This window comes from Pseudarthrobacter sp. N5 (assembly GCF_050157035.1).
Lineage (GTDB): Bacteria > Actinomycetota > Actinomycetes > Actinomycetales > Micrococcaceae > Arthrobacter.
In genome coordinates this window covers 2,058,878-2,085,051 of the sequence record NZ_CP189593.1, presented here as the reverse complement: position 1 = coordinate 2,085,051, position 26,174 = coordinate 2,058,878, and the positions used below count along the sequence as shown (strand labels likewise).

Here is a 26,174-nt window from a genome sequence, read left to right as displayed (position 1 = left end):
ATGAACCACGCACCCGCCGCGAAAACCGTCCGGACCTTGATCGCCCCCGACAAATTCAAAGGCAGCCTCACCGCCTGCGAAGTAGCGGACGCCCTCGCAGCAGGACTCCGCTCCGCAACCGAGTCCAGGACCGCGATCGAATGCGAGTTGCTTCCCCTTGCTGACGGAGGTGACGGCAGTGTTGACGCCGCCGTCGCCTCCGGCTTCACCCGGCGCAGCTACACTGTCACCGGCCCGACCGGCCAGCCCATCCAGGCCGGCATCGCGTTCGACGGCACCACCGCCGTCGTTGAGGTCGCCAACTCCTGCGGCCTCGGGCTCCTGCCGGACGGTAAACTCGAGCCGCTGAAGGCTTCCAGCCGCGGCTTCGGCGAAGCTGTCCTGTTTGCCCTCAGCCTGAACCCGGGAAGGATCGTCCTGGCACTCGGCGGCAGCGCCAGCACCGACGGCGGCATGGGCATGCTCACCGCCTTGGGCTACACGTTCCGCGACGCCGACGGCCGCCAGCTTCACGGCAGCGGCAGGGACCTGGCCCCGATCCATAGCATCGAGCGGACCACACTCTCCGAACTGGCCGATACTGAACTCATCGTAGCCAGCGACGTCTGCAACCCGCTGCGCGGCGCCCAGGGTGCACCGGCAGTCTTCGGACCCCAGAAGGGCGCCGGGCCCGAAGACGTTGCAGCCCTCAATAGAGGCCTTGAACATTTCGTCGCCAAGATGACCGAAGCCGGAGTCAGAGACGCAGCGGCACTGGCAGAGCACAAAGGCGCGGGAAGCGCTGGAGGAATCGGCTACGCGTGCCTGCTGCTTGGCGCGAAGCAGGTCTCCGGAGCGGACTACTTCCTGGACCTGCTGGACTTCAACACCCGCAAGGACGGCTGCGACATCGTCATCACCGGCGAAGGCAGCATCGACGAACAGACCCTGGCGGGCAAACTGCCGGCCGCCGTCGCGCGCCGGTCCGGAACCCGTCCGATCATCGCCGTCGCCGGCCGCTCCCTCCTCCCCCAGGAGCGCTGGTCGGAAATGGCACTGACCCGGGTCTACACCCTGGCCGAATACACCGACCAAGACTCATCCAGGGACCCGGCACTCTCCGCCGCCCTGCTCCACCGGATCGGCAAAGACATCGGAGCAAGCCTCTTGTAGCGGATCGTTGTTACCGCTACAAGGAACGGAAGTGCCCGCCCAGGGGGTCGTCCCTGGGCGGGCACCTTTGGATTAGACCCCCGTTGCAACCACAGACCAGGGCCCACTTCGACCCCAAAGGCATCATTAACCACGCCGCCGATATCAACCGATGCCGGCCGTGCCGTAGTACATCTCTGAAGCAATTCGGAGACGTCCAGTTAGCAGGCTCTTGCCTCTTTACGGGCGCGTGAACTTCCCGTGATACGGGCGGGAACGATCGATGTACGCTGTCCAACGCTGGTCGAGGTGTGATATCTCCACTTCAGCGCCCACCGCCGCGACTTCCGGGTCGACCCAGGCGAAAGCGAGGAAATGACCTGAGGCGGGGTCCTCGGCGGAACTTGTGATGAACCCGACCACGCAGCCGTCCTTCGACACCGGTTCACCCGGGACGCCGGCGTGGAGATCGCTGCGCATTCTCAGGCGCACGAGCAGTCGGTGTCCAGGACGTGCGCCCTCACCGGTGGAAGGACCGGCAAGGCCAGCTTCAAAGGCGTTGTCCCGGGGACCGTACTCAACACCGAATGCGGGCACTCCGTTGGCGATCCGCAGCGCTGTGAATGCTTCGTCGCCGACGAGAGCAATCTCATGCTGCGCGCCGGCTTCAACAAGGAGATCCCAGAGGTAGAGGCCGTGCTCTGTGGCCGTATAAAGTGTCCAGCCGCCCAGACCTGAGGCGGTTTCTGCCACGACGCGGGCCGGAACGCCTCCGACGTCGAGCACTGGCGCCTCGGGTGAGTTCGCCGCGGGGGCGGCACCGCGCGTGACCGAACCGAGAACTGTTGCTGCATCCGGACCGATCAGCGCCAACGCGGTTGTCGCTGACGACAAATCGGAAACGGTGACCGTGTCAGAGTGCGGAGTCTCCCGGCGGAGGTGCCAGACGTCCTCGGGGCTGCTGCCGATGACGAGAAATGAGTCTTCAGCAGTCCGCAAAACTGTCAGAACAGCTGCGATGCCCCCGGACGGACTCTTCAGGTGGGCGTGTGCTGAACCGTTGACCTGCAAAGTTACAGCTGAGCCGAGGATTTCATCCAGATGCTTCGCGGCATCCTCACCGCGGACTTCGAAGACGCTGACAGCTCCCCTGTCGACGAGCCCAACGCCGCTTGCGGCCTGGCGCGCCTCGGCAGAAATGGACGGAGACCATCCGTACGTCCCCCATGCGTCCCGCGGCACTGCTGGCTGATTCGCCTTGGTAGTGCCGTACCACAGGGGACGCTCCCAGCCGCCCTGTGAGGTCCCGAACTCTGCCTTCAGGGCTTCCTGCCGAACATAGAAGGGCGTTGTGGCGAACTTCCTCAGTTGCTTCGTCTGGTTGCGCGGGTGGCTGATGTCGTAGACCTCGTCGTAGTTCTCGCTGGCCCGCGCAATGCTGGCGCTGCGCGTCAGGTGTGCTTGATCGAAGCGACGGAAGTCGAGGCTCGTCGTGTCAACGCCGGGATCTCCGGTCACAATCCAGTCAGCCAGGACGCCGGCCACGCCTGCGGATTGGGTCAGCCACACGGATTCGCTCAGCCAAAGTCCCTTGATGCCCGGGACCTCCCCGAGGAGCGGGTTGCCGTCCGGAGTGAACGAGAAGATTCCGTTGTATCCCTCTGCTGGTTCGCAGCTGTTCGCCTCCGGGAACAGCCGCCTCAGTTCGTTCCACCCGTCCTTGAGATCGTTCCACGTCAGGGGATGGATCGCGGGTTCGATCTGCGTTTGGGCAAAGTCCTCGGGACTGGCGATCTCGGACTGGTCCACGGGGATGACGCGGTGCTCGTACGTTCCCCACAGAATTCGCTCTCCGCTCTGGCGGAAGTAGGAACCGGTGGCCTGGTGCCGCACCATGGGCCGGTCGATCTCTTCCTCGTCGCTGAAGCCGGCAAGCGACGGGAGGGCGTCGGTGGAGGAGGAGCAGTGCTCCATGGGGACCATGGGAAGCTCCAGGCCCAGCAGTTTGCCGAGCCCTGGGCCCCAGAGCCCGGCGCATACGACGACGATATCGGCTTCCAGGAAGGACGTCCCGTCGGGAAGTTGGTGACCCTTGGAGGGGTTGCCCGGCACGGGCGGTGTGGGTCGGACGTCGACGCCGGTCACTCGTCCACGTTCCATACGGAACCCCGTGACCTCGGTAAGGCCATGAAAACGTGCCCCGTTCGCAATGGCACGACGGGCCTGCCACTCCACGGCACGCACGGCCTTGACCACACCGTCCGTTGGCGTGTGCAGCCCGCCGAGCACAGTGGACCTGTCCAGGCCCGGGAACAGGGCCTCGCAATCGGCCGGAGATACCAGCCGGGAGGGGACAGCCCATGACTGTGTGAGGTTGTGCCGGCGATGCAGGTACTCGAGCCGTTCCTCATCACAGGCCAGTTCGAGGCCGCCCACCCGCTTGAGGATCCACTGGCCATCCAATGTCAGCCCATCCAGCTTGTCGAGTGTTCGCCGGGCCAGTTCGGACATCACCGACGAACCTGTCGTCTGGAACGCGAAGCCAGGGGCATGGGATGAAGACCCACCAGTCCGGTACAGGGGACCCTGGTCCACCACTGTTACGGATGTCATGCCGTGGCGGGTCAGATCGTCGGCCAGCGCTGCACCAACCACGCCGGCGCCAATGATGAGGATACGGGTGTCTGCGTCAATTCGGGCGGTGGCCACGTTATCTCCCTTACGGTCAGAGACGTCTACGTCTCACGTCAAAATGTCGAGTCGGCGTCAGGAGTCGCGCATTGGCGCCCTTAGCGGTGAAGCAAGAATTCGGTTACCGTCATCGAGGTTCAGACACCTCGAAAATCGTCGGCTGAATCACAGTATAGATGAGATATGTGATCACAACCACCCCTTTTTGCGCATCTTTTTAGGAGAGTTTGAAGCTGCAGGGAGCCCCCCTTAAACACAGGAAGCGCAGTCCCCGGAGGGGGCTGCGCTTCTCCTGCCAACTGCTGGGCATGCATCTATTAGCCAGGCGCTAATAGTCCCCGGTGGGACGGGCTTGTGGACCCTTCCCCGAAGGCTTCCCGCAACACCTGAGCCACACGACTGGCTTCCCCGTACGCACCATGCGAACCTGCCGTCTCCGAGGTGTAGTCCCCCGCGAAATGCAGATTGCCGAAACTGCGTTGGAGCTCGGGCAAAGCGTCGTTTCGCTTCGGGGACAGCACGGAGAAGCAGTGCTCCCAGGTGGTGGCCACTGACCCGATAATCCGGGCTTGGAGCTCCGGAGCGACCTCGAGGAAATCTTCGATCCACTGCTGGATCTGCTGTTCATCGCTTTCGATTCCCGGGATGAATCCGGCCGAGTTTCCGTAGCACGTAAACCTGACGATTCCGTCGGCCGGCAGAACACCGGGCTGAGGATTAATGATGGCGTCAAACTTCTTTCCCACAGTCGAAACAAAGGACCATTCCGCGAACTCCGGCAGGCCCTCTATGTTGGCGGCAATGGTGAGCGTCGTGCTGCCCGGCGTCTCAGCCGCCCGCAGGGCCTCAACCTTCCAACGGGGCAGGTCGCGGAACAGGCCTGCCACCTGCGGAGCGGGCACCGTCACCACAACGTGGCGGGCCAGAAAGACCTGATGATTCTCCATGTCGCCGGCGGTAACTTCAACCAGGCCATCCCGTTCCCGCACACTGTGGACGCGCACGCCGGTGGCGATCGCGGTCCGGGCGCCAACATTGGCGGCGAGGGCGCGTGGAAGGGCCTGCATGCCGTTCACCGGGTAGAGGCGGTTGTCGCGTTCGTGGGCGATGTAGCTGGCGAGATAGCGTAGAGCGTATTTGGCCGACAGCTGGGCAGCATCGCCTACCGCACCGCCCCGGACTGCTGCCTCAATGATGCTCCGGGCAGGCCCTGGGAGCCCTTCCAGCCTGGCGGCAACGGTTTCATGCTCCAGCCCCGCGGCCTTGGCGGTGATGGTTCCGCCCGACACATTTGCCCTGTACTCACTCTCCAGTCCTTCCATGAAATCGACCAGCGCGTCCTTGGACTCAAGAGGCAGCGGTAGGCGTTCGACGACTTCGGCTGTGGAACCCGCAACGGAGGTAACGCCGTCGATATGCACACCATAGGTAGCCGGATTGAACGGCAAGGTTTCCTGTCCCAGTTCCTTCGCCAGCGCTTCGGCGCGCGTTCCGCGGTAGATGAACATGGCACCCGTGTTGACTGTGGCGCCGGCGAGTTGGACGCTCCGCGTCCGTCCGCCAATGTCGTCGTCGGCTTCCAGTACCTGAATGTCCAGGTCCAGATCGCGGAGATCGTATGCGAGTGCCAGCCCCGCCGGTCCCGCCCCGACCACCACGACATCGTGTATTTCATTCATGCTTGTCCCGACTTTCTGGTCGTGTTTTTCTGCGCGGCGGACTGAAGTTTCTCGAACAGCCCGCTGTCGATCTCCAAAACGCCTTTGCCTGCTGCGCCCACTGCCCGCCGTCCCGGAATTCTTACCTGATAGTCCCGGGATAGCCGGTCCAAATGTGCGCCAAGCCTTAGCGGGAAAGCCTGATCAGCGAAGCGCGGATTAATGGCCAGAACAGTCATGCCAATTTCAGGGCTTGAACGTCCTTCGGTGAACGACGGCGCATCAACCGACCAGAGCCCGCCCGCCAGCCCGGCCAGCGCCTCTGCAACGAGCGCCATGTTCGCGCCTCTGTGGCCTCCATAAGGCAAAAGGGAACCTTCGACGGCGGCTCTGGCGTCCGTGGTCGGCTCGCCATGGGAATCGACAGCCCACCCGGCTGGTATTTCCGTTCCGGCCGCCGCCGCCTCGCGGATGGCTACGAAGGCTGTCTCACTTGATGCCTGGTCGACGAGGAACGGTTGCTGCCCGGTGGGGGCGGCGAAAGATATCGGGTTTGTCCCCAGAACCCGCCGCCCGCTGGAACCCACTGCCATCAGGGCGGGGGAATTTGCCGCGGCAAGAGAGACCAGTCCGGCTTCGGCCAGGCGGTCCGTGAAGTAGCCGAGCTCACCGCAAGTGTACGAATTGTTCTGCAGGAAGACGGCGCAGCCATGGGTGCCGGCCACCTCCAGGATTGTGTCGACAGCCTCGAGAAACCCGGTGTGAGGGATGCCTTTGCCGGCATCGCAGGCGATGATTCCGCCCCGGACTGAGATGAGCGGCACCGCCGCCCCGTTGATGGCACCTGATTCCAGCCCGGCAAGGTAGTCGAAGAGGTGCGAAACACCGACGGAGCTGCGGCCACGCAGCTCCGCGTGGACGACTGCATCAGCGAGGGCTGCCGCGGCAGCCCTGCCGGCGCCGGCTTCCAGCGCAGCCTGAAAGCACAAGCTCTCGACGACGGACGTTGGCTGGATCATGGACGTCCTTTCGGGAAGCGCCCGCGGCCCAGGGAGGGTGTCGGACGTAGGAGTCCCCTCAGACTAGGCTTGGGATATGTGATCACACAAGGCTTATGTCGGAATTTCTCCCTTGAGGCACAGGATGAAGTCATCCACGGCCGGGGAATGGCCGAAGGCCCGGGCCGTATGAAGCTCCGTCTGTGGGCGGCTGACAAAGCGGCGAGTAGTGACCCCCGGCATCTGAAACCGCTGCACCGATTCCGGCAGGACGGATATCCCCAGACCCGCCGCGACCAGGCCCAGGACAGTTTCCTGGTGAATGGCCTGCTGCACCACGTTCGGCGGTGTTCGTAGCGCATCGAAGAGTCGGAGGACCCGCGTCACGAACCCGGGCATCAGGCGGTAGGGAAAAAGGATCAGGGGTTCCCCCTCGAGATCCTGGGGGCGAATTTCCTTCGCGGCCGCCAAGTGGTGTGTGTCGGGAAGGACCACCACCAGGTCCTCCGTGCTCAGCAGTTCAAGGTTCAGCCCCGGGATGTCACCCGGATCCCGGATGAGTCCGAGATCAAGGTTCCCGTCCAGCAACTGCTCAATCTGCTCCCCGCTGGTGAGCGGATTCAGGACCAGGTCTATGCGCGGGCGCTGTTGGCGGAAGGCCCGGATGGCTTCGGGAACGGTGGTGTAGCTCGCTGAACTGACGAATCCCACCCTGATCTTGCCGCTCTTGCCTGCCGCGACGTCGGCGACATCCCCGGCCGCGTCGTCGATGTCCGAAACGGCAGCCTGGATCCTCTCCTTGAACGCCTGGCCCGCCGCGGTCAACGTCACGCGGCGGGTGGTCCGGTCAAAGAGCTGGACACCAAGCTCGCGCTCCAGCCTCCTGACGGCGACTGTGAGTGGCGGCTGGGTGAGGTGCAGGCGTTCTGCGGCCCGGCCGAAGTGCAGCTCGTCCGCGACGACGAGGAAGTACCGAAGCTGCCGGAGTTCCATGGCGATTCTTTCGATTGACGCTAATAATTACAAGTAAAATGATATTGGACGCGATGCAACTTCGGGTGAGTTACTGGACATGAAGAGGGCAGCCCCCCGGTTGCCCATCCTGCGCCTAAGGAGCCATCCATGGAATCGACCGAATACGCCGTCGTCGGCGCAGGGCTGTCTGGAGCTGCCACCGCGTGGCATCTCGCCGCCCGAGGCCACGACGTTGCCCTGCTCGAACGTTCAACCCCCGCGAACGATGCCGGAAGCTCCCATGGCTCGGCCCGGATCTTCCGCTACGCCTATCCCGAGGAGTTCTACACCGGCCTCGTCCAGGAAGCGAAGGCCGGGTGGGACGAGCTGGCCCGTCTGAGCGGCAAGCAACTCATCACCCCCACTGGCGCCGTAGACTACGGCGCCATCCGTCAGCCCGAACGCCTGGCCGCGGTGCTGGCTGCCCGCGACATTGACCACGAACTTCTCAGCGCGGACCAGGCCAACCGTCGATGGCCTCAAATCGCCTTTGACACCCAGGTCCTTTGGCACCCGGACGCCGGCGTCATCGATGCCCACGAATCAGTCGCATCAATGGTCGACCAGGCCGTAGCGCACAGCGCGCAACTCCACAACAACTGGGCCGTTGCCTCGATCGTGGCATCGAACGGCGGCTACGTGCTGACGTCGGCGGATGGCCGGTCCCTGCACGCCGCTAACGTGATTGTTGCCGCCGGCGGCTGGCTTCCCCAGCTCCTGGGTTCGCTGTCGCTGCCTTCAACGTTCCTGTCGGCCATTCCGCAGATCCAGGTGCGCCAGGAACAGGCCTACCATTTCCCCTACGCCGATCAGCCGGAGCTGGCAGTATCGCCGTGGCCCACTTTCATTCACAAGCGCGAAGGCTGGCAGGCCTACGGCCTTCCCGGTGGCCGCGACGCCGATTTCCACGGCCAGAAGGTGGCCGAGTACAACGGTGGCAAGATCCTGCCGTCCGCAGCGGACCAGGACGGCCAGATCGATCCCGCGAACCGTCGTCGGGTCATCGAATACGTCGAACAGTACTTGCCGGGGCTCATTCCGGAACCGTATGCCGAGACCACCTGCCTGTTCACCAACACCCCCAACGAAGATTTCATCTTGGACCGCGTCGACGGCATCACCATCCTCTCGCCCTGCTCAGGCCATGGTGCCAAGTTTGCCCCGCTGATCGGTCAACTCGCCGCAGACCTGGCCACAGGCGCAGGACCCGTCCCGGAACAGTTCCGGCTCGCAGCCCAGGCCCGGCACGCAGCGTTGGGGGCCCACTAATGGCGCCCAACACGGAAACCACTCCCCTGGCCCAGGCGCTAACAGCTACGGTGACGGGGCTGTTGTCCGACATCGCAGGCACGGGCACCGACAACATCCGCGGCGGCTACACCCGTCCGGTGTATTCCACCGCAGAGCTTGACCTGCGCAACTGGTTCATTGAACAGGCCACCACGCGGGGCCTGAGCGTCGAAACCGACCTTAACGGAGCAATCTGGGCCTGGTGGGATGTACCCGGCGGAGACCGCAGCAACAGTCTCGTGACCGGCAGCCACCTTGACTCGGTGCCCGGCGGCGGCGCTTTTGACGGCCCCCTGGGCGTGGCGTCCGCCCTGGTGGCCGTGGACATCCTCAAATCCCGGATCGCCACACCCGCCCGGCCACTTGCCGTAGTCGTCTTTCCCGAAGAGGAAGGCTCACGGTTCGGCGTCGCCTGCCTGGGTTCCCGCCTCATGACCGGTGCGATCGACCCCGACAAGGCCCGGAACCTCCGCGACCAGGACGGCTCCACATTCGCCGACGTGGCCAAGGCCAACGGCCTGGACCCCCGCTTCATCGGGCGGGACGAGAAGCTTCTGGGCCAGATCGGCGCCTTCGTTGAACTGCACGTTGAGCAGGGCCGCGGGCTGATCGATCTCGACCAGCCCATAGCGATTGCTTCCTCCATCCTCGGCCATGGCCGCTGGCGCCTGAGCGTCCATGGACAGGGCAACCACGCCGGAACAACGCTGATGGCCGACCGTCATGACCCCATGGTGTCGGCCTCCAGGATGATGGTCGCCATCCGCGACATCGCTCGCAACCAAACCAACGCCAGGGCGACCGTGGGACGGCTTCAGCCAGTGCCCGGCGGGACCAACGTCATCGCCTCACGTGTTGACTTCTGGCTGGATGTCCGGCACCCCGATGACGCCGTGACAGCGCACGTTGTGGAAGCCATCCATGCCCAGGCCCGGCTGATTGCCGCCGAGGAAGGCTGCACCGTAGAGCTCCGCGAGGAGTCGCTGAGTCCCACCGTCCATTTCGATCCCGGATTGCAGAAAGAGCTCCAGCTGGCCCTGCCGCAGGCTCCTATCCTGGACACCGGGGCCGGACACGACGCCGGCGTCCTGGCGCCCTACGTCCCAACAGCCATGGTCTTTGTCCGGAACCCGAGCGGGGTGTCCCACTCCCCCGAAGAACACGTCGTCGACGAGGACGCCGAAACCGGGGCACGGACCCTGGCCGATGCCCTTCACGGACTGATGGCCTAACTACATACGAAGCACCCGCGCCGACCTGTTCGGCGCGGGTGCTTTCCTGTGACCTTGAGGCTGACCCTCCTGTCCACTTCTCCACGTACTGGCAGCCCGGCGCCACGGGACCTTCAGATTGGACCAAGGCATTCGGCGGCTTTGGCATGCCAAAGCCATCAAGGTTAGACGGTCACTTTAGTGATTTTGCCTTATCCGGCTGCGGACCACCAGGACGTGATACGGAGCTGAATCTGGGTGCGCCGCGCGAAGTGTTCGCCGAGAACAGGCTGGATGCCTCTATGCGTGAGGTCGCGCGACGAGCCGGCGTGGGTGAGCCAACCGTGCGGGGCCGTTTCTCCTCGAAGGAGGAGCTGGTTTCGGAAGCTTTCGCGGACAAGGTGGCGGTGCATGCCAACCGGGTTCAGGCCATGGACCCAAACCCTGGAGCCGGGGTTCCGCCACTCCGTCGCCGAAGACATCGTGCTGGCGCTCATGGCCCACGCATGCCTTGCCTGGGCCGGCGGCCCGATGTCCGCAGCGTTCTCGCCGCGGTTGCGGGCGTCCCTATTTGAGGCTTTCGGTCTGGGCACCGGCGGCGACTTGGCGCCTCCACCGTCGGTGGGCCAGACATACCGGGCGCTGGTTCCGCCTGCACCACCAAATACGCCATAACGGAGTTCCCACTGACACCGGGGGGAACGCAAAGACGGTTGGATCCTCTGGAAGGATCCAACCGCCTTGTGTGGGAGCGTCTGCGGATCAGCTGCCGGCGGCAGCCTTCACATCAGCGGCCGTGCCTGGCAGGCCGTTGTCTTCGAGTGCCTTCTTGAGGGATCCGTCTTCACGCATCTTCTCGACGATCTGGTTGACGGCGTCCCGCAAAGTGGTCTTGCCCTTGTTCACCAGTACGGCGGTTTGTGCCGCGCCTACGGACGCCTGGACCCGCTCGTCCGGCTTGAGTTCGGCGACCTTCAGCTTGTTGTCACTGTTGTTCTTGACCAACTGCAGTGCAGCACCGTAGGTCATGACGCCGGCGCCGGCCCGGCCGGACTTCACGTCCTGGTAGACAGCGTCCTCCGTGGCGTAGAGCTTGACCTTGTCGGCGCCCAAGGTCTTCTGGAGGTCCCCGACCCACAGGTATCCCTGCGGGGTGCCCACGGTGCCGCCGGACACGCCGTCGATGGTGTCGGCGCCGTTGGTCGTCAGCAGGGCCATTTTGTCCAAGTACACGGGCTTGCTGATGGCGAACTGCTGTCCGCGCTCTTCATTGATGTACCAGTTGCCGGCCGTCAGGTCGACGCTGCCGTTCTTCACGGATTCAATGATGGCCGTGAAGCTGGAGGTCTTTGCGTCGGGTTCAAGGCACAGGTCCTTTGCCACTCTCTTGAGGACTTCGCCATCGACGCCGGAGAGTGAGCCGCCCTTCATGGACACGTATGGCGGGTATTCCGCGACGGCCATGGTGAGTTTGCCCTTCGTGGCGGTCTCGACGCCGGACACAACAGGTGTGCAGCTGGACGATACTGCGCTGGTGGTACTGGCTGTGCCGCAGGCTGCCAGCGGCAGGGCCGCTGCGAACATGACGGCGGTGAGCTTGATTTTATGCATGGAGATACTCCTGGATATATGGGGTTGTTAGTGGGCGGTTTTGCTGTGAATGGCGTCTACGAAGCGGGATACGGCTATGGACAGCGCCGCGTAGATAAGTCCGGCAAGGATAAAGACGCTCAGGAATTCAAAAGTCACCGAACCGATCTGGTAGGCGCTGTTCAGCAATTCCGGCAGGGCGATCGCGTAGCCAAGGCTCGTGGCCTGGAACACGATGACGCTGTAGGACATGAGGGGAGGCACAATCGCGCGGAGTGCCTGTGGCAGAACGATGTAACGTGCTTCATCGGTCCAGTTCAGTCCCAGGCTTTGGGCGGCCTCGATGTGTCCGCGGGGAACGCTGAGGAGTCCGGCACGGAAAATCTCGCTGGTGTACGCCCCGGTGTTGAAGGCAATAGCGACGACGGCCGCGGCAAACGACTCAAGCACCAGACCGCCGTCGGGCAGGCCGAAATAGACAACGTACAGAACCACCAACAGCGGAATGCCGCGGCCGAGCTCGACGACGAGAATGGTCGCCTGGCGCAGGATGCGGGTACGGGAGATCATTCCGAAGGCGAAGACAAGGCCCAGTGGCAGGCCCAGCAGAAGGCTAAGACCGGTTACTGCAAGGCTGGTCTGGAGGCCGGAAAGGAGGCCCGGCAGCCATTGAATCCATTGCTCAAACATGTTCACACCGCGCTTCGGGTTCGAATGAAGGTGTCTGCCTTGCGGGCAAGGACAGCCATGGGGACGCTGACGACCATGTAGACCACACCGGCGGCCAGGAAGATCGGGAGGCCGGGGTTGCCCTGCTGGTTCAGGGTCAGCGCCTGGAACGCGATGTCACTGACACCGATGACGGAAGCGACTGCCGAGTCCTTGAGCAGCCCCACCGCATAGGAAGCCGACGGCGGGAGCGCCACCCCAATGCCCTGGGGTGCGATGACGCGCCAGAACGTGTCGCCTTTTGAAAGGCCAAGGGCTCCGGCGCCCTCCCACTGCCCGCCGGCAACAGCCTGGATGCCAGCACGGTAGTTTTCCGCAAGGTACGCGGTGGAGACTGCACCCAGCGCCAGGCAGGCTGCCAAGAGCGGTGGGAGGGTGACGTAGCGCCCGAGCCCGTAGAAAAGTACCAACATCCAGGCAATGGGTGGAATGCCTCGAACAACTTCGATGTAGGCCGTGGCCAGCAAGCGCAACGGCACAATGTCTGAGAGCCTGGCCAATGCGAGCGGGACGGCACAAAATGCGCCGATCAGGAAGGATCCAAAGGTGATGACCACCGTTGTACCCAGGCCCTGGAGAAGGAAGGGGATTGCCTCGATCACCGTTCCAGCACCGCCTCGAGGAACTTCTTGGTCCGGGCCTCGCGGGGTGCCCCGAAAACCTGTTCGGGAGCTCCTTGCTCCACGATCCGCCCGTCGGCCATGAAGACTGTGCGGTCCGAGACCCTCCGGGCGAAGGACATCTCGTGAGTCACCACAAGCATCGTCATGCCGGTTGCCGCGAGTTCCTGCATGACCGCCAGCACTTCCCCGCCCAATTCGGGATCGAGGGCGGATGTAGGTTCATCAAAGAGCATGATCTCGGGGTCCAACGCGAGTGCTCGGGCGATCGCAATGCGCTGCTGTTGCCCGCCGCTGCACTTGCTCGGGCGGGCGTCCGCCTTGTCTCCAAGGCCCACGCGCGTCAGTAATTCCATGGCCCGTTCCTCGGCTTCCTTGCGGGAACGTCCCAGGACCCGCTCCTGCGGAAGTGCCACATTGCGGAGCACACTGATGTGCGGGAAGAGGTTGAAGGACTGGAAAACCATCCCCACCTGACGGCGCAGGTTCATCAGCTCGTTCCGCGTCGGCTTGGAAGCGATCTTCACGGTGGGCTTGCCGTCGATCAGCAGATCACCGCTCGATGGCGTCTCCAGGTAGTTCACGCAACGCAACAGTGTGCTCTTGCCGGCGCCGCTAGGACCGATGAACGCCACGACTTCACCGGCGTTGACGTCCAGGGATATATCGGACAGGACGGTATTCCCGTTGAATTCCTTGTGGATGTCCTTCAGCTGAAGCTGCGGAGCCTTCTGCGCGTCGGTGGTGCCGGCCGCACCCTGGGTGCGGTTTTGTTGATTGTCGATCACTGGGTACTCATCCTCCAGATGGGCGCCGGGAGGCGCTGGTGCCGGCGGGCTTTCACCCGCCGACTGATGGTCTTTAGCCCTGGCGTTCAGTGCCGGGAAGATCGGCCTCCGGGGAACGGTGGTCGAATGTGGTTGGTGTCACACGTAAAATGTAATCTGTGATCACATATCAGGTCAATAGTTTGGCGTAACGGGTTTGTAAACTTGTTCCAACCCCACTGAATTGCCCTGCCCTACCTGCAAAGGAAGCACATGACAGGCCCATCGGGTGCACGAGTAGTTCTCCCGGTCCACCTCCCCCAAACCGCCTGGGCTAACGGCGCAGGCTACACGAGGGAAATCAGCGTCAGTACCAAGAGCGACCCCCAACGCTCTTCGGATAGGCGCTCCGCGGACTACGAGTGGCGGATCAGCCTGGCCGAGCTGACTCGGGCGGCCGATTTTTCGATCCTGCCCGGAATCGACCGGGTCTTTACGCTCGCAAGCCCGGGACCGTTGGCGATGACCGTAGACGGCGTCGAACGCATTTTGTGGCGCGGTCAAAAAGTTGAATTCACGGGAGAAGTAGTCGTAACGATCGAACTCGCTTCGGCTGAGCCCCAGCTTGGCTTGAATCTTATGACCCGTCGCGGCTCCTGCACCGGACGGACGAGCCTTGAGCGGCTGGACGGCAAAGTGACACTGGATCCCAGCACCGGCATTGTTGCGGCAACTGTCCTGGAAGGTACAGCCACCACATCTGATGGCAGGAAACTAGCGGACCTGGCCACCCTGGTCCTGGGCGCACACACCGAGGAGCTCGAAGCCCAGGGGTGCCTCTTGGCTATTACCACGGTCCACAGAGCGTAGTTGCCGGCCCGACGACGGCTTTAGTCCGTTTCCGGCCCTGTGCAGTAGAAGCAACCGTCTACTGCGAGGCCGTTTCTGCAGACATCGTCGTCATCGGACAGTTCCACGCCATCTGCTGGAATCCTGTTCATGGGGGTGATCTTCTTTCAGGTTCGAAGGACGGTGCGCGGCCGGCCGACTACTTTGGGGGCGGGCGGACGCCAAGGTGAAGGTCTTTGGTTTCCGGGGCCCGCTCTGGCGCGGGTGAAATGGCCCCCAATATGCCGGCCATCATCCAAGCAAAGCCGTTGGTAGGACAGAGCTAAGCACGGACTTGCCACTGTTCTCAACCCCGGGAACGTCTTTTTTATTTGTTCCACGATAGCCATTGTGTGATTTGTGATCACAAGCTAATGTTGTCTGAACAACCCTCGAAAGAGAGTTGGGCCACATTAGCTGTCCAGGCCCCCGCATCCAGGGAATGGCCGGCAGCCGGGAACCGCGGTCCCACCGCGGCGACTCTTAGGAAGTGCACCTATGCCGAACAGACTTCTCCTGCATGTCGCAGAGAATAAGAAACTTGAAGCCATTGCCACGCGCAATCGGCTAACCCGGCCCATCGTGGACAGGTATGTCGCGGGCCGCGGTTTGGACGAAGCCTGGATTGTCACGAAGGCCCTCAACCGGGGTGGTATCGATGTCAGCCTGGATCTTTTGGGCGAGTCGGTACACCACCTTGCCCAGTCCAAAGCGGCCACCCAGGAATACCAGGGAGCCATCGAGAATATTCGAAACCAGGCCCCGGGCTCAACCGTCTCGGTGAAGCTCTCCCAGCTTGGCATCATGATCGACCCCCAGGAGTGTGCGAACAACCTGAAGGCCCTTCTGAACGCTGCCACCACCCACGGGGCAACCGTGGAGGTCGACATGGAACACAGCTCGGTGGGCCGGGAAACCCTCGCCATTTACAAGAGCATCCTGCCGGACCATCCCAACACCCGGCTGGCCATCCAGGCCAACATGCGCCAAACGCCCGAGGACCTCTTGTCCTTCACGGACATCAAGCCCCGGATCCGTCTTGTCAAAGGCGCCTTTGACGAGTCCCCATCGGCAGCACTGTGCAATGCGGACGAGGTCACTGAGCAATACAAGTATCTTTCCCGTTGGGCGCTGCAGCACCTGCCGGACCCGGCCTTCGGAACCCACGACGACACCTGCATCGACGTGGTCAAGGAAACCGCGGCCGAGCTTGGACTGGACAAGCGGGACTTCGAATTCCAGATGCTGTACGGCGTCCGGAGGAAGTTGCAGGATGAGTTGGTCCGCGACGGATACCGCGTCCGCGTGTACCTCCCCTACGGAACGCAGTGGTACCCGTACCTGATGCGCCGGATGGCTGAGAAACCGGCCAACCTGCTGCTCTTCCTTCGCTCCCTCATTGGAGGCTGATGTGGCATTGACGTAAGCTGAATTGTGATCAAATATCACGCTTAGTGTCCGCGAGCTGGAAATGGAGTACTCCATGAGCCTTGAAATGACCCGTCCAGTCACCCCCACGTTGGTGGCTGACCAGGTGTACGAGGTCCTGGAGAACGCCATTTTGACTGGCACTTTGGAATCCGGGTCACCCCTTCGGGTCCGCGATCTGGCAGCAATGGTAGGCACCAGCGTCATGCCCGTCCGGGAGGCAATCCGCCGCCTGGAGGAAGCAAGGCTGGCCACCCGCATCCCCCACAAGGGTGCAGTAGTCAGGACATTCACTGCCATCGAACTGATTCATATCTACGACGTACGGACCATCCTCGAGGTACAAGCTGCGACCCAGGGAGCCCCCAACGTCAGCCGCAAGAACCTGCGGGAGATGGAATCCTCCTGCGAAAAGATGCAGAAGGCCGTCGCGGAAGGTCGCATCATTGACGCCCTGGACCTGGATGAGGATCTTCTCCGGACCCTGTACAGGGCCTCGGGTAATCCCGTGCTCGTCAGTATTATCGAACAACTTTGGCTCCAGTGCCGGCCCTACAAGGTGATCGGCGCAACGGAGGCCCTTGCCAAGAACGACAACACGCTCTGGACTCCGCAACCAGCCTTGGTCCAGGCACTCATCGACGGCGACACCGCCGCAACCACCACTATCACCGCGGACTCCCTCGCCAGCGCCCTGCGCCGGCTGGAGCTGCGGCTCGAAACCCAATAACCAACCCGGGGCGTACTGCCCCGGCACATCGCAGAGGAGAAAGCCGGATAATGGCCACTCAGTCAGTCAGCGTTGCTGGAAACTTCAAGGTACCCACCCCTTACAACGAGCCTTCGCGCGAATTCCGTCCGGGATCCCCCGAAGCAGCCGACGTCAAGAAGAAGATCGCCGAAGTTACAGCCAGCGTCCGCGACCTTCCCCACGTCATCAACGGAGTACGCTCCATGACCGGTGAGCTGTGCAACGTCACGGCTCCCCACCGCCACTCCCAGGTATTGGGCCGCATTCCCACGGCAGATGAGGCGGTAGTTCAGTCTGCGATCGACGCGGCCCTGGCCGCCCAGCACGACTGGTCCCGGACTCCCTGGTGGGAACGCGCCGCGATCTTCCTGCGTGCCGGCAACCTCGCCGCGGGGAAGTACCGTGACGAGCTGGTAGCCACCACCATGCTTGGGCAGTCCAAGACGTTCCACCAGGCAGAGATCGACGCCGCCAGCGAAGTAGCGGACTTCTTCCGCTACAACGCCCACCTTGCCCAGCAGATCTTCGCTGACCAGCCCGAGTCCCTGCAGGGCGAAGGCAACTCGCTGGACCAGCGTGGCCTGGAAGGCTTCGTCCTGGCCATCACCCCGTTCAACTTCACCGCCATTGCCAGCAACCTGCCCACCACCGCCGCCCTCATGGGAAACACCGTTGTCTGGAAGCCCTCCGAGAAGGCGGCCCTCAGCAATGACGTCCTCATGCGGATGTTCGAGGAAGCCGGCCTTCCGCCAGGTGTCATCAACCTCGTCCACGGCTCGGGCCGGGCGATCTCCGACCAGGCGATGAGCCACCCGGACTTTGCCGGCCTAACCTTCACGGGTTCCACGGATGTGTTCCGCAGCCTCTGGAAAAAAGCCGGCGACAACATCGACCAGTACCGCTCCTTCCCCCGCCTGGTAGGCGAAACCGGTGGCAAGAACGCTGTGGTGGCACACCCCAGCGCCGATCCGGACGCCCTGCGCGCTGCCCTGGTTCGCAGTGGCTTCGAGTACTCGGGCCAGAAGTGCTCCGCGGCATCACGCACTTACATCCCGCGCAGCGTCTGGAACCAGATCAAGGACGAACTTGTCGAGACCGTCAAGTCGCTGCGGGTGGGCGATGTGGCCGAGCACGAGACGTTCCTCGGAGCAGTTATCGACGAGACGTCGCTGCGCAAGATCGAGGCTGCCCTCGAGAAGGCCAAGGCCCTCCCGAGCCATACCCTCCTGGCCGGCGGGAACGTCCACGCCGAAGAGGGCTGGTTCGTCGAACCCACGATCTTCGAGACCACCGATCCCCACGCCTTCACCATGAGCGAGGAATTCTTCGGTCCCCTCCTGACGGTCTACGTGTACGAGGACAACGAATGGGAGTCCGTCCTGGATCTGGTGGACCAGACCAGCAACTATGCCCTGACCCTGTCCATCTTCGCCAACGACCGCCGGGCCGTCTCCCTGGCACTGGACAAGCTCCGCAATGCTGCCGGCATGACCTACATCAACGACAAGCCCACCGGCGCCCTCATGGGACAGGTCGCCTTTGGCGGTGGCCGCGGCTCCGGCACCAATGACAAGGCCGGTTCCCGCCTTGCCCTGCAGCGGTGGCTCAGCGGCCGGTTCATCCACGAGAACTTCTCCCCGTCCACCGAATGGCGCCAGCCGTACCTGGCCCAATAATAGGCAGCCCAGTAACAAATCTAAGGCCCCACTGACCAAGGCCTCCCGTGACCGGCTGGGTGCGCTGTGGCGCACTCAGCCTCCAACCGCCGTCGGGCTTCTCTCGCAACGCTCCGAACGGCTTCCAGCAGCCGCCGCCTGATCATGCTCAGGCGGCGGCTGCTGCCCTCTCTCCGGCCTTCCACACAGCCACGGAAGTTCTCCCATGAAGAAACGTATTCTCACGCATAAACCAACGGCCCCTGACCATGCCTCAACCGCGTCACCCAAACGGCGTGACGAACGCGGGACGGCGATGTCCATCCTGCTGCTGTTCGCCCGCCACCGGAGCCTTAGCAGCTCGCAGATTTCAGGCCTTCTGCGGCTTCCAGTGTCCACTGTTTACCGGCATCTCCAGACCTTGTTGCAGGCCGGCTTCGTCGTGGGAAGCCAGGTTATCGGCCGTTATTCAGCGGGGCCGGAGGTGGTGCGGCTAGCCGATAACTACCGCAATGAAGCCTTGGCACAAGGGGCGGTGAGGCAGCGGCTTGAACAGCTTTCACGGGAAACCGGAGAGTTGGCTGCCTTCCTTGTTCAGAGCAGCGGCGAGGCCCTCTGCGTCGAATCGGTGGAGAGCACCCATATCCTCAGTTGCAGCTACGCTGCCGGACGTTCGCGTCCGCTTTTGCACGGGGCCAGCGCGCGGGCGATGTTGTCCGCCGTGCCGGAGGATGAAGTCGATGCAATTCTTGCGGGGCATTTCCTTGGCCGAGAAGAAGAAGCCACCATCCGTGCCGACCTCGCTGAGATCGGGGAGGTCGGCTATGCAACGAGCTCGGGCGCCCTCGCTCCGGGCATCTGGGGCGTAAGCGCCCCCGTCTTTGTCGAGGCCGGCGGCCTCGTAGGCGTCGTCACCACCATGGTCCCACTTGAACGGGCCGAGTCAGAGGACGCCCGTGCCCGGTTCATCGACTGCACCTGCCAGGCAGCCGCGGACCTGGGCCATGTGACTGCACCCGTCTGACGCGGGTTGCGGCATTCCTAAGGCCGACGACGGCGATGGCGGCACCGCGGCGAGGGGCGCCGCCAACGTCAGCGCATCAATGCGTCCTCGCCGGCGAGGCCGTCCGCGGCACCCTCAGAGCTCAGCTGGCGATACCTGTTTGTCCTTGGCGTGCTGCCCGCCCCGCATTCCTCATCCGGAGAACCACCAAGGACGCCGAGCGCAGTGCGGTTGCGGGGGACCGGCGGGAATTGTAGCCACCGAGGTGGCGACGGCGTGATCCCCGAGCTGACGCGCCCCCGCGGACGTGCCAGCGCCAGTGTTGCGGAAGGCCCGTGGGATGTGCACCTTGCCTCCAGCCTGGCATTGCCGGGCCTCGGGCAAACTCTTCTCGTCAGCGGAGCTCACATGCTGCGTCCGTTTCCAGGCCGATCAGTTCCTGAACCGTCTGGCGGCGTCGTATCAGCGTAGTAATGTCGCCGTCGACGAGGACCTCCGGTATGAGCGGACGGGAGTTGTAGTTTGACGACATGCTGGAGCCGTAGGCGCCGGTGTCATGGAATACAGCCAGGTCGCCAAGCCCGGCCTCAGGCAGCTTCATGGTCTGAACTTCGCCTGCCTCGGACTGCGTAAAGACGTCACCGGCCTCGCAGAGCGGCCCGGCGAGCACGACGTCGGAAAGCGGACCCGAGCGCGGGGATCCGTCGGCACCGAGGATTGTCACATGATGCCTGCTGCCATACATGGCCGGGCGGCCAAGGTCATTGAAACCAGCGTCGACCAGCAAAAAGTGGTTGTGGGCAACCTGCTTGCTCGCCCATATTTCGGCAGCAAGCACTCCTGACTGCGCGACTGTGACCCAAATGGTCGCTGATCTCGCGTCTCGCGGCGTCCCAGACGTTGAAGTACCGTTCCGTGTCCACGGTCGGGTCGTCCGGAGCATAGGGAATGGAGAGGCCGCCACCGGCCGATATCGCCTCAAGGTCCCGGCCATGCCGTTTGACCTGCTGAACCATGGCGTCGCACACCTGCTCGAGATGGGAGTAATCGACGCCGGAGCCAATGTGCATATGGAAGCCGACCAGTTTCAACCCGTGCCGATCGACGAGGTCCAGGCTTTTTGCGAGATGCTCGTGCCAGATGCCGTGCTTGCTGTGATCGCCACCGGTGTTCGTCTTGCGGCTATGGCCGTGCCCGAATCCGGGGTTGATTCTGAGCCACACAGCGTGGCCGGGCGAGGCCGGTCCCAGCTGTTCCAGCATCTGTGGTGAACCTACGTTCACCGGTATCCGTCGCTCAGCAACCAGCTTCAACGCTTCGCGGTCCAACAGATCCGCCGTGAAGATAATCTGCTCCTCAGCCGTGCCAGGTGTGTATCCGGCGGTCAGCGCCCTTAGGACCTCGCCAGCAGATACCGCGTCTACCAGTACACCCAGCTCCTGCATCAGGCGGAGGATGTGGATGTTTGATCCTGCCTTTTGTGCGTATCGGATGACATCGAAGTTTCGAAGTTGATCAACTTGTGCACGGATGGTGCCCGCATCGTAGATCCACACAGGAGTTCCAACGCGATCAACGATCCCCGCCACACGGGTTCCGGAGAGGCTTCCGGGAAGCGGCTTAATTGTGGGCTGATTGTGACGCTCGGACATTCGGTCCTCAGGGTTTCAGCACAGGCCGTCAGCCACGTTGCGCTGACGGCTGGGTTCGGGGCTCCAGCAGAAGGGGCAATCCAGCGAAAACTCTCCACCGGTGCAACCTGTCCAGGTGCGCTGGTCGGCCGCTTCCTGCTTCAAGGCTGGAAGTGCGTCGCAGTGCAGGCGCTGCTGGGTGGTTCTTGGGGCTGTCAGCTTCTTCATGGCTGCGGTTTCCTGGTCTTAGTGGCTTTGGACAATTATTGTCCTTGGGGCCCGGCCTCTGTCGGTGATATGGCACTGGGTGCGTGCCGCTACTGCTTACTTGACTTCTCTATGGCGTGCTTGGCGCCTTTACTCCAGTTTAGATATGTGATCACAAATCACGCAATAGCTGGGCTGGAGATTTTTGGATCATGTTTAGGAGTGTGTGCATGACGCTTGACACTGGCAATACGAGCAAAACAGGGCCGCTCGCCATTAGGATCGTTCCATGCCAGGAAAAAAAGCGGATGCTGCCCACCAACAGGAGATCAAGAAGCCCTTGTTGGGGGCCCAGTCCGGATCCTTTCCGGCCTTTTCGATCACACCCACCCTTGTAGCGGATCAAGTCTACGAGGCCCTGCGCACCGCGATTCTCACCGGCGACTTGGCCGGGGGCTCCCCGTTAAGGGTCCGGGACGTTGCTGCGATGGTCGGTACAAGCGTGATGCCGGTCAGGGAAGCCATTCGCCGGCTGGAAGAGACAGGGCTGGCCACTCGGGTGGCGGCCCACCGGGGGGCAGTCGTCCGTGAATTCACCGTCGATGAACTGATCCATATCTACGAAGTACGGGCCACATTGGAGATTGAGGCCGCCCGCCGCGGAGCTGCCAACGTCACTGACGCTGACGTAGCGCGCATGGAGGCTGCCTGCGCCCGAATGCAAAAAGCGGTCACCGAACGCCGCGTGTGGGACGCCCTGGACGACGACGAAGACCTGCTGCGCACGTTGTATTCCGCAGGCGGCAACCCGGTGCTGTTGCAGGTCATAGAGAACCTCTGGCTTCAGTGCCGGCCGTACAAAGTCATAGGTGCCACAGAAGCAATCGAGCACGACGACGACAGCCTCTGGACCCCGCAACCTGCCATCCTGGAAGCCGCCCGGGCAAGGGATGCCAAGGAAGCCACCAAGCTGACCAAGCAATCCCTGGCCAGCGCGCGCCAGCGCCTTGAGAAGCGCCTCGTCCCCCAGTAGGCATCATTCACCCGGAGCGGTCTCGTCAGGATCGGTCTTTTGTAGGACACTCAAGGTGATGCCACCATCAGTAAACGTAGAGGACCTTCCCCTCAACAGCTTCCATAAGCGGCTGGCTGTCTATTCAGCCGGCGGTCCCTTCCTTGATGGCTACGTCTTGAGCATCATCGGCGTTGCGCTGGTCCAAGCGACTCCACAACTGGAGCTGACTGTCTACTGGGAAGGCCTGATCGGCGCCTCTGCGCTCGTAGGAATCTTCTTTGGCGGATTCCTCGGCGGATGGCTGACCGATAAGTTCGGACGGCAAACGCTTTACACTCTTGACCTCGCCGCAATCGTCTTGTGTTCAGCGCTGCAATTTTGGGTTCAGGACGCGCTTGGATTATTTGCGCTCAGGCTCCTGATAGGCATCGCGGTGGGCGCCGATTACCCGATAGCCACGTCGCTGCTCGTTGAGTTTACTCCTCGAAGATATCGGGGACCCCTAGTGGGCGGCCTGATCGTCATGTGGTTTGTGGGTGCCGCAGTCGCCTACATCGTGGGTGAACTGCTGCTCCAAACAGGACCTGACGGATGGCGGTGGATGCTGGCCAGCGCCACGCTCCCGGCTTTGGTCTTCCTCATCCTCCGGCACGGCACTCCCGAATCCCCTCGATGGCTCGCTAACAAAGGGCGAGTGGAAGAAGCGAGAGCCGTTGTTGCCCGGGTCTTCGGTGACGGCGTGAAGCTGGCGAGCTTCGAGTCTGCCGCGGCCGATCGCGTGAGTGCCGGCGTCCTGTTCCGGTCCGGGTACGGCGGCCGTATCTTCTTCATTTCCGTCTTCTGGACCTGCTCCATCATTTGAGCTGCCGCGAGGATTTCGGACAGCGGAATTAGTGAATTCTTCTACGCTGCCAGGGCTGGCTGTTGATAACCATAGTGGACTTCGTTAGGCCGTCGGTAACCGAGCGCTGAGTGTCGGCGCCGACTATTGTAAAATCCCTCGATGTAGCGGATAACGTCACTGCGTGCTTGTGATTTCGTGGCGTAAACGGTCCGGTAAACACGCTCGTTCTTGAGCATCGAGAAGAAAGATTCCGCCATACTGTTATCCCAACACACGCCCGTGCGGCCCATCGATGAGCGCATCCCCAGACTGGTCACCAAGGCCCGAAACCCGGCCGAGGTATACACGCTGCCGCGGTCCGAGTGCCAGATCGCGTCAGGCTCGATCAGGGTCGTTGCGGCGGCGTTGTTGAGGGCGTCCGCCACGAGTTCAGTGCGCATGTGATCGGCGATCGACCAGCCGACGACCTTCTTCGAGTAGCAGTCAATGACGGTGGCCAGGTAAATGAACCCCTGCCAGGTGTGGATGTAAGTGATGTCGCCGACGAACTTCACCCCGGGACGTGTGGCGGTGAAGTCACGCTTGACGAGGTCAGGCATGTTGGCCGCGGCCAACGCGTCGGCCTCGGTGGTCGCCCGGAATGGCCGCGGCTGGCAGGCCAGGAGGCCCTCCTGGCGCATGACCTGCCGCACAAGCTCGGGCGAACATTCAATCTGTTCCGCCGCGAGGTCGGCATGGATTCGGCGATACCCGTACGTTCCTTCGGACTCCTCAAAATAGTGCTGGATCCGCGCTATCAGTGCCTTGCGCCGGGTGGCAGTCGCCGATTGCGGGCGCGTCAGCCAGTGGTAGAAACCGGACGTTGAGACTCCCAACCAGCGGCACATTTTCACGACCGAATTCAGGTTGGCGGGCTCAGTCTTTTGGGAGTCGATGTATTCGTACTTGCTCACTACCGCTGCTCCCGCGCGAAGTAAGCGGCTGCTTTTTTCAGGAACAGAGTCTCCGCGCGCAGCTCCTGATTTTCCCTCTCGAGCTCCTTCAGGCGGGCCCGCTCCGAGACCGTCAGGTCCGTCTCAGTGCCGCCGTTGGCCTCGCGGTATTTGTTCAGCCAATTGCGCAGAGTCTCGGGGCCGACACCGTATGTGGTGGCAACGTCCTTGATGGGCTTGGACGTGTTGATCACCTCACGGCACAACTCGTCTTTGAACTCCTGGGTGAAACGCCGGCGTGCTGCAGTCATGCTGATCTCTACTTTCAGTAGACCCCCATTTTAAGAGGGCCCACTGTCCGAGAACTCCGCGGCAGCTCAATTCCGCTGTTCGCGATTTATGCCTTCGCGCCCAGGATCCTCGACGCGCTCGGCCTAGGCGGGACCAGGGCCAACTTTGGATCCGCTGTCATCACCGTCCTCTTTTTGTTGGGAACCGTGGTGTTCGTCCTGTTAATCAATCGCCTGGGACGCAGAAAGGTGATCCTCCACAGTTTCTTGTGGTCGGGCCTTGCCCTGCTGGGATTGGGCCTCTTCCCCCAGTCTTCCCCGACCGTCACAATGCTTCTTTTTGCAGGATATGCGCTTTTTATTGGAGGAACCCAAATCCTGCAGTGGGTGTACCCCAACGAACTCTTTCCGACCGAGGTGCGGGGAACCGCCGTTGGACTCGCATCCTCGCTGAGCCGGATTGGCGCGGCAGCAGGCACCTACCTTGTTCCGCTCTCGCTGACCGAGCTGGGGATCGGAGCGACGATGCTGATCGCCGCGGGCATCACACTGGTCGGCTTCCTCGTCAGCCTTAGGATGGCCCCCGAAACCCGAGGACTCGGACTGGAGGAGGCGGCGTCGCTTTAGCTGCTGGCGAAGCTCGCCGAGCCGTACCCCTAGTGTAGCGTGTCGTTGATTCCTTTGGGTATGGTTTTTTGTCAGACTTGATCCATGGTTTATCTGGCAAGGGCTTTGGAATTGCGTGACGGGGACCGGGGTTCTTGGAGGCGTTGACTCGTGGGAATTCTTCCTCCGCGACATTGGCGTTGCGGGCGCGCACGGTTTTGTTGGCTGCCGACGGGATGCCGAATATCCAGATCGAGAAGATCACCGGGTTTTCGGCACCCACGGTTTTGAAGTGGCGCAACCGCTATGCCGAGGGCGGGATCGAGGCCCTGTCCGATGTCCAGCGCCCGGGACGGGAGCGGGAGATCGACGAGCTTGCCCTGATCGCGGACACCCTGACCAACGACGGGAAGCCGCCGGCCGAGCTTGGGATCTCGCACTGGTCCGCCCGCATCATGGCCGAACGCCACGGAGTCTCCTTTTCCTCGGTGGCCCGCATCTGGCGCCGTTGGAAAATCCAGCCTCACCGGATCGAGACGTTCAAGTTCTCCACTGATCCCGCCCTGGAGTTCAAGCTCCGGGACGTGGTGGGCCTGTACATGTCCCCGCCGGAAACGCGGTGGTCGTGAGCATCGATGAGAAAACCCAAATCCAGGCGCTGTCCCGCACCGGCCCGGATCAGCCGTTGTCCTCGACGCACCCGCTGCAGCAGACCCACGACTACAAACGCAACGGCACCACCACCTTGTTCGCCGCCCTGGAGGTCCTCACCGGCAAACTCAGCGCGAACGCCTTCTACCCAAAGCACACCAACATCGAGTTCGTCGATTTCCTGGGCCGGGTCGCCGACGCCCACCCCGGGGTTGAACTGCATGTCATCTGCGACAATTACGCGACGCATAAGCATCAGAACGTGAAGGACTGGCTGGCCAAAAACCCGCGCGTGCGCCTGCACTTCACCCCAACCAGCTGTTCCTGGCTGAACATGGTGGAGATCTTCTTCGGGATCATCACCCGCCAGTGCCTCAAACGCGGTGCGTTCAGCTCGGTGAAAGAGCTGGAACAAACCATGGAACGCTACATCGAGAACTACAACCAGGACGCCAAACCATTCACCTGGACCAAATCAGCGGACTATCTCCTGGGCAAGATGAAACGCAAACAAACCATTAACACGGAACACTAGCGGGTTACCTGCAACTGCGTCGTGAGCTGCCGCGGAGTT

24 protein-coding genes and 2 pseudogenes are annotated in these 26,174 nt (G+C 62.6%); 14 read left to right on the top strand and 12 right to left on the bottom strand.

The features are described from left to right. Positions 1-1,152 (top strand): glycerate kinase, encoded by a 1,152-nt coding sequence (locus ACQCST_RS10070; protein WP_426995665.1) that lies wholly within the window; start codon positions 1-3, stop codon positions 1,150-1,152. A 219-nt stretch (positions 1,153-1,371) separates the two neighbouring features. Here the strand turns inward: ACQCST_RS10070 and ACQCST_RS10065 are convergent, their stop codons facing one another. From ACQCST_RS10065 to ACQCST_RS10050, 4 genes are all read right to left on the bottom strand, one after another. After that, positions 1,372-3,840: an FAD-dependent oxidoreductase gene (locus ACQCST_RS10065; protein WP_426995664.1), complete on the bottom strand. Its 2,469-nt coding sequence runs from the start codon at positions 3,838-3,840 to the stop codon at positions 1,372-1,374. 299 nt (positions 3,841-4,139) lie between these two features. Continuing rightward, entirely contained in the window at positions 4,140-5,501 is a 1,362-nt protein-coding gene (locus ACQCST_RS10060; protein WP_426995663.1) for a flavin monoamine oxidase family protein, read from the bottom strand. Next, positions 5,498-6,499 carry an Ldh family oxidoreductase gene (locus ACQCST_RS10055; protein ID WP_426995662.1) on the bottom strand — a complete coding sequence of 334 codons (1,002 nt, stop codon included), beginning with the start codon at positions 6,497-6,499 and terminating at the stop codon, positions 5,498-5,500. The genes ACQCST_RS10060 and ACQCST_RS10055 overlap by 4 nt, the downstream gene beginning before the upstream one ends. A gap of 93 nt (positions 6,500-6,592) precedes the next feature. Then, the gene (locus ACQCST_RS10050) at positions 6,593-7,471 is read right to left on the bottom strand and encodes a LysR family transcriptional regulator (RefSeq protein ID WP_426995661.1); all 879 of its coding nucleotides are present in this window, start codon (positions 7,469-7,471) and stop codon (positions 6,593-6,595) included. A 129-nt stretch (positions 7,472-7,600) separates the two neighbouring features. Here ACQCST_RS10050 and ACQCST_RS10045 point away from each other — a divergent pair, with 129 nt between their 5' ends. The 4 genes and pseudogenes from ACQCST_RS10045 (at position 7,601) to ACQCST_RS10030 (ending at position 10,668) form a co-directional block, all read left to right on the top strand. Next, positions 7,601-8,761 (top strand): FAD-dependent oxidoreductase, encoded by a 1,161-nt coding sequence (locus ACQCST_RS10045; protein ID WP_426995660.1) that lies wholly within the window; start codon positions 7,601-7,603, stop codon positions 8,759-8,761. Beyond that, the gene (locus tag ACQCST_RS10040) at positions 8,761-10,014 is read left to right on the top strand and encodes an allantoate amidohydrolase (RefSeq protein ID WP_426995659.1); all 1,254 of its coding nucleotides are present in this window, start codon (positions 8,761-8,763) and stop codon (positions 10,012-10,014) included. The genes ACQCST_RS10045 and ACQCST_RS10040 overlap by 1 nt, the downstream gene beginning before the upstream one ends. A gap of 146 nt (positions 10,015-10,160) precedes the next feature. After that, positions 10,161-10,367, top strand: a pseudogene (locus ACQCST_RS10035) (helix-turn-helix domain-containing protein); the annotation flags it as partial. A gap of 37 nt (positions 10,368-10,404) precedes the next feature. Next, positions 10,405-10,668 carry a hypothetical protein gene (locus ACQCST_RS10030; protein ID WP_426999221.1) on the top strand — a complete coding sequence of 88 codons (264 nt, stop codon included), beginning with the start codon at positions 10,405-10,407 and terminating at the stop codon, positions 10,666-10,668. Positions 10,669-10,755: 87 nt separating this feature from the next. Here ACQCST_RS10030 and ACQCST_RS10025 read toward each other — a convergent pair whose 3' ends face one another. From ACQCST_RS10025 to ACQCST_RS10010, 4 genes are read right to left on the bottom strand one after another with little or no spacing between them, the layout of a single operon-like run. Next, entirely contained in the window at positions 10,756-11,604 is an 849-nt protein-coding gene (locus ACQCST_RS10025) for a substrate-binding periplasmic protein (RefSeq protein WP_426995658.1), read from the bottom strand. A gap of 27 nt (positions 11,605-11,631) precedes the next feature. Further along, a complete protein-coding gene (locus ACQCST_RS10020; protein ID WP_426995657.1) occupies positions 11,632-12,273 on the bottom strand; it encodes an amino acid ABC transporter permease in 642 nt (213 codons plus the stop codon). Positions 12,274-12,275: 2 nt separating this feature from the next. After that, positions 12,276-12,914 carry an amino acid ABC transporter permease gene (locus tag ACQCST_RS10015; RefSeq protein ID WP_426995656.1) on the bottom strand — a complete coding sequence of 213 codons (639 nt, stop codon included), beginning with the start codon at positions 12,912-12,914 and terminating at the stop codon, positions 12,276-12,278. Continuing rightward, complete coding sequence (locus tag ACQCST_RS10010) at positions 12,911-13,720, bottom strand: amino acid ABC transporter ATP-binding protein (protein WP_426995655.1); 810 nt, start codon at positions 13,718-13,720, stop codon at positions 12,911-12,913. The genes ACQCST_RS10015 and ACQCST_RS10010 overlap by 4 nt, the downstream gene beginning before the upstream one ends. Before the next feature lie 252 nt (positions 13,721-13,972). Here ACQCST_RS10010 and ACQCST_RS10005 point away from each other — a divergent pair, with 252 nt between their 5' ends. From ACQCST_RS10005 to ACQCST_RS09985, 5 genes are all read left to right on the top strand, one after another. Further along, positions 13,973-14,569 carry a HutD/Ves family protein gene (locus ACQCST_RS10005; RefSeq protein ID WP_426995654.1) on the top strand — a complete coding sequence of 199 codons (597 nt, stop codon included), beginning with the start codon at positions 13,973-13,975 and terminating at the stop codon, positions 14,567-14,569. 516 nt (positions 14,570-15,085) lie between these two features. After that, complete coding sequence (locus ACQCST_RS10000) at positions 15,086-15,997, top strand: proline dehydrogenase family protein (protein WP_426995653.1); 912 nt, start codon at positions 15,086-15,088, stop codon at positions 15,995-15,997. A 73-nt stretch (positions 15,998-16,070) separates the two neighbouring features. Next, positions 16,071-16,745, top strand: a complete 675-nt coding sequence (locus ACQCST_RS09995; RefSeq protein ID WP_426995652.1) for a GntR family transcriptional regulator — start codon at positions 16,071-16,073, stop codon at positions 16,743-16,745. A gap of 50 nt (positions 16,746-16,795) precedes the next feature. Further along, positions 16,796-18,442, top strand: a complete 1,647-nt coding sequence (gene pruA / locus ACQCST_RS09990; protein WP_426995651.1) for an L-glutamate gamma-semialdehyde dehydrogenase — start codon at positions 16,796-16,798, stop codon at positions 18,440-18,442. 205 nt (positions 18,443-18,647) lie between these two features. Beyond that, positions 18,648-19,445, top strand: coding sequence for an IclR family transcriptional regulator (locus tag ACQCST_RS09985; RefSeq protein ID WP_426995650.1), 798 nt, complete (start codon positions 18,648-18,650; stop codon positions 19,443-19,445). 373 nt (positions 19,446-19,818) lie between these two features. Here the strand turns inward: ACQCST_RS09985 and ACQCST_RS09980 are convergent, their stop codons facing one another. Genes ACQCST_RS09980 through ACQCST_RS09970 form a run of 3 tightly spaced genes read right to left on the bottom strand, consistent with a single transcriptional unit; the run spans position 19,819 to position 21,283 of the window. After that, on the bottom strand, positions 19,819-20,211 hold the full coding sequence (locus ACQCST_RS09980) for a hypothetical protein (protein ID WP_426995649.1): 393 nt from the start codon (positions 20,209-20,211) through the stop codon (positions 19,819-19,821). Further along, on the bottom strand, positions 20,186-21,076 hold the full coding sequence (locus ACQCST_RS09975; RefSeq protein WP_426995648.1) for a hypothetical protein: 891 nt from the start codon (positions 21,074-21,076) through the stop codon (positions 20,186-20,188). The genes ACQCST_RS09980 and ACQCST_RS09975 overlap by 26 nt, the downstream gene beginning before the upstream one ends. Before the next feature lie 15 nt (positions 21,077-21,091). Continuing rightward, on the bottom strand, positions 21,092-21,283 hold the full coding sequence (locus ACQCST_RS09970; RefSeq protein ID WP_426995647.1) for a hypothetical protein: 192 nt from the start codon (positions 21,281-21,283) through the stop codon (positions 21,092-21,094). A 268-nt stretch (positions 21,284-21,551) separates the two neighbouring features. On the opposite strand from ACQCST_RS09970, the gene ACQCST_RS09965 reads away from it, so the two are divergent. Together ACQCST_RS09965 and ACQCST_RS09960 are read left to right on the top strand one after the other, a co-directional pair. Continuing rightward, a complete protein-coding gene (locus ACQCST_RS09965; RefSeq protein WP_426995646.1) occupies positions 21,552-22,295 on the top strand; it encodes a GntR family transcriptional regulator in 744 nt (247 codons plus the stop codon). A gap of 58 nt (positions 22,296-22,353) precedes the next feature. After that, a complete protein-coding gene (locus ACQCST_RS09960; protein WP_426995645.1) occupies positions 22,354-23,139 on the top strand; it encodes an MFS transporter in 786 nt (261 codons plus the stop codon). A 41-nt stretch (positions 23,140-23,180) separates the two neighbouring features. On the opposite strand, the gene ACQCST_RS09955 is transcribed toward ACQCST_RS09960, so the two are convergent. Further along, positions 23,181-24,364, bottom strand: a protein-coding gene (locus tag ACQCST_RS09955) for an IS3 family transposase (RefSeq protein ID WP_426995638.1) whose coding sequence is annotated in 2 segments (ribosomal slippage) — positions 23,181-24,103 and positions 24,103-24,364 — 1,185 coding nt in all. Because the reading frame shifts where the segments join, the coding sequence is not laid out codon by codon here. Positions 24,365-24,391: 27 nt separating this feature from the next. Between ACQCST_RS09955 and ACQCST_RS09950 the strand changes: the two genes are divergently transcribed. Both ACQCST_RS09950 and ACQCST_RS09945 read left to right on the top strand, forming a co-directional pair. Next, the gene (locus tag ACQCST_RS09950) at positions 24,392-24,970 is read left to right on the top strand and encodes an MFS transporter (protein WP_426999142.1); all 579 of its coding nucleotides are present in this window, start codon (positions 24,392-24,394) and stop codon (positions 24,968-24,970) included. A 134-nt stretch (positions 24,971-25,104) separates the two neighbouring features. After that, positions 25,105-26,135: pseudogene (locus ACQCST_RS09945) on the top strand (IS630 family transposase). Positions 26,136-26,174: the final 39 nt, after the last annotated feature.

Coding starts and splice junctions, on each gene's coding strand:
- ACQCST_RS10020 (WP_426995657.1), bottom strand. CDS start 12,273: ATGTTTGAGCAATGGATTCAATGGCTGCCGGGCCTCCTTTCCGGCCTC.
- ACQCST_RS10070 (WP_426995665.1), top strand. CDS start 1: ATGAACCACGCACCCGCCGCGAAAACCGTCCGGACCTTGATCGCCCCC.
- ACQCST_RS10025 (WP_426995658.1), bottom strand. CDS start 11,604: ATGCATAAAATCAAGCTCACCGCCGTCATGTTCGCAGCGGCCCTGCCG.
- ACQCST_RS10005 (WP_426995654.1), top strand. CDS start 13,973: ATGACAGGCCCATCGGGTGCACGAGTAGTTCTCCCGGTCCACCTCCCC.
- ACQCST_RS09995 (WP_426995652.1), top strand. CDS start 16,071: ATGAGCCTTGAAATGACCCGTCCAGTCACCCCCACGTTGGTGGCTGAC.
- ACQCST_RS10040 (WP_426995659.1), top strand. CDS start 8,761: ATGGCGCCCAACACGGAAACCACTCCCCTGGCCCAGGCGCTAACAGCT.
- ACQCST_RS10050 (WP_426995661.1), bottom strand. CDS start 7,471: ATGGAACTCCGGCAGCTTCGGTACTTCCTCGTCGTCGCGGACGAGCTG.
- ACQCST_RS09970 (WP_426995647.1), bottom strand. CDS start 21,283: ATGAAGAAGCTGACAGCCCCAAGAACCACCCAGCAGCGCCTGCACTGC.
- ACQCST_RS09985 (WP_426995650.1), top strand. CDS start 18,648: ATGAAGAAACGTATTCTCACGCATAAACCAACGGCCCCTGACCATGCC.
- pruA (WP_426995651.1), top strand. CDS start 16,796: ATGGCCACTCAGTCAGTCAGCGTTGCTGGAAACTTCAAGGTACCCACC.
- ACQCST_RS10030 (WP_426999221.1), top strand. CDS start 10,405: ATGCCAACCGGGTTCAGGCCATGGACCCAAACCCTGGAGCCGGGGTTC.
- ACQCST_RS09965 (WP_426995646.1), top strand. CDS start 21,552: ATGCCAGGAAAAAAAGCGGATGCTGCCCACCAACAGGAGATCAAGAAG.
- ACQCST_RS10045 (WP_426995660.1), top strand. CDS start 7,601: ATGGAATCGACCGAATACGCCGTCGTCGGCGCAGGGCTGTCTGGAGCT.
- ACQCST_RS10055 (WP_426995662.1), bottom strand. CDS start 6,499: ATGATCCAGCCAACGTCCGTCGTCGAGAGCTTGTGCTTTCAGGCTGCG.
- ACQCST_RS09975 (WP_426995648.1), bottom strand. CDS start 21,076: ATGTCCGAGCGTCACAATCAGCCCACAATTAAGCCGCTTCCCGGAAGC.
- ACQCST_RS10060 (WP_426995663.1), bottom strand. CDS start 5,501: ATGAATGAAATACACGATGTCGTGGTGGTCGGGGCGGGACCGGCGGGG.
- ACQCST_RS09960 (WP_426995645.1), top strand. CDS start 22,354: ATGCCACCATCAGTAAACGTAGAGGACCTTCCCCTCAACAGCTTCCAT.
- ACQCST_RS10000 (WP_426995653.1), top strand. CDS start 15,086: ATGCCGAACAGACTTCTCCTGCATGTCGCAGAGAATAAGAAACTTGAA.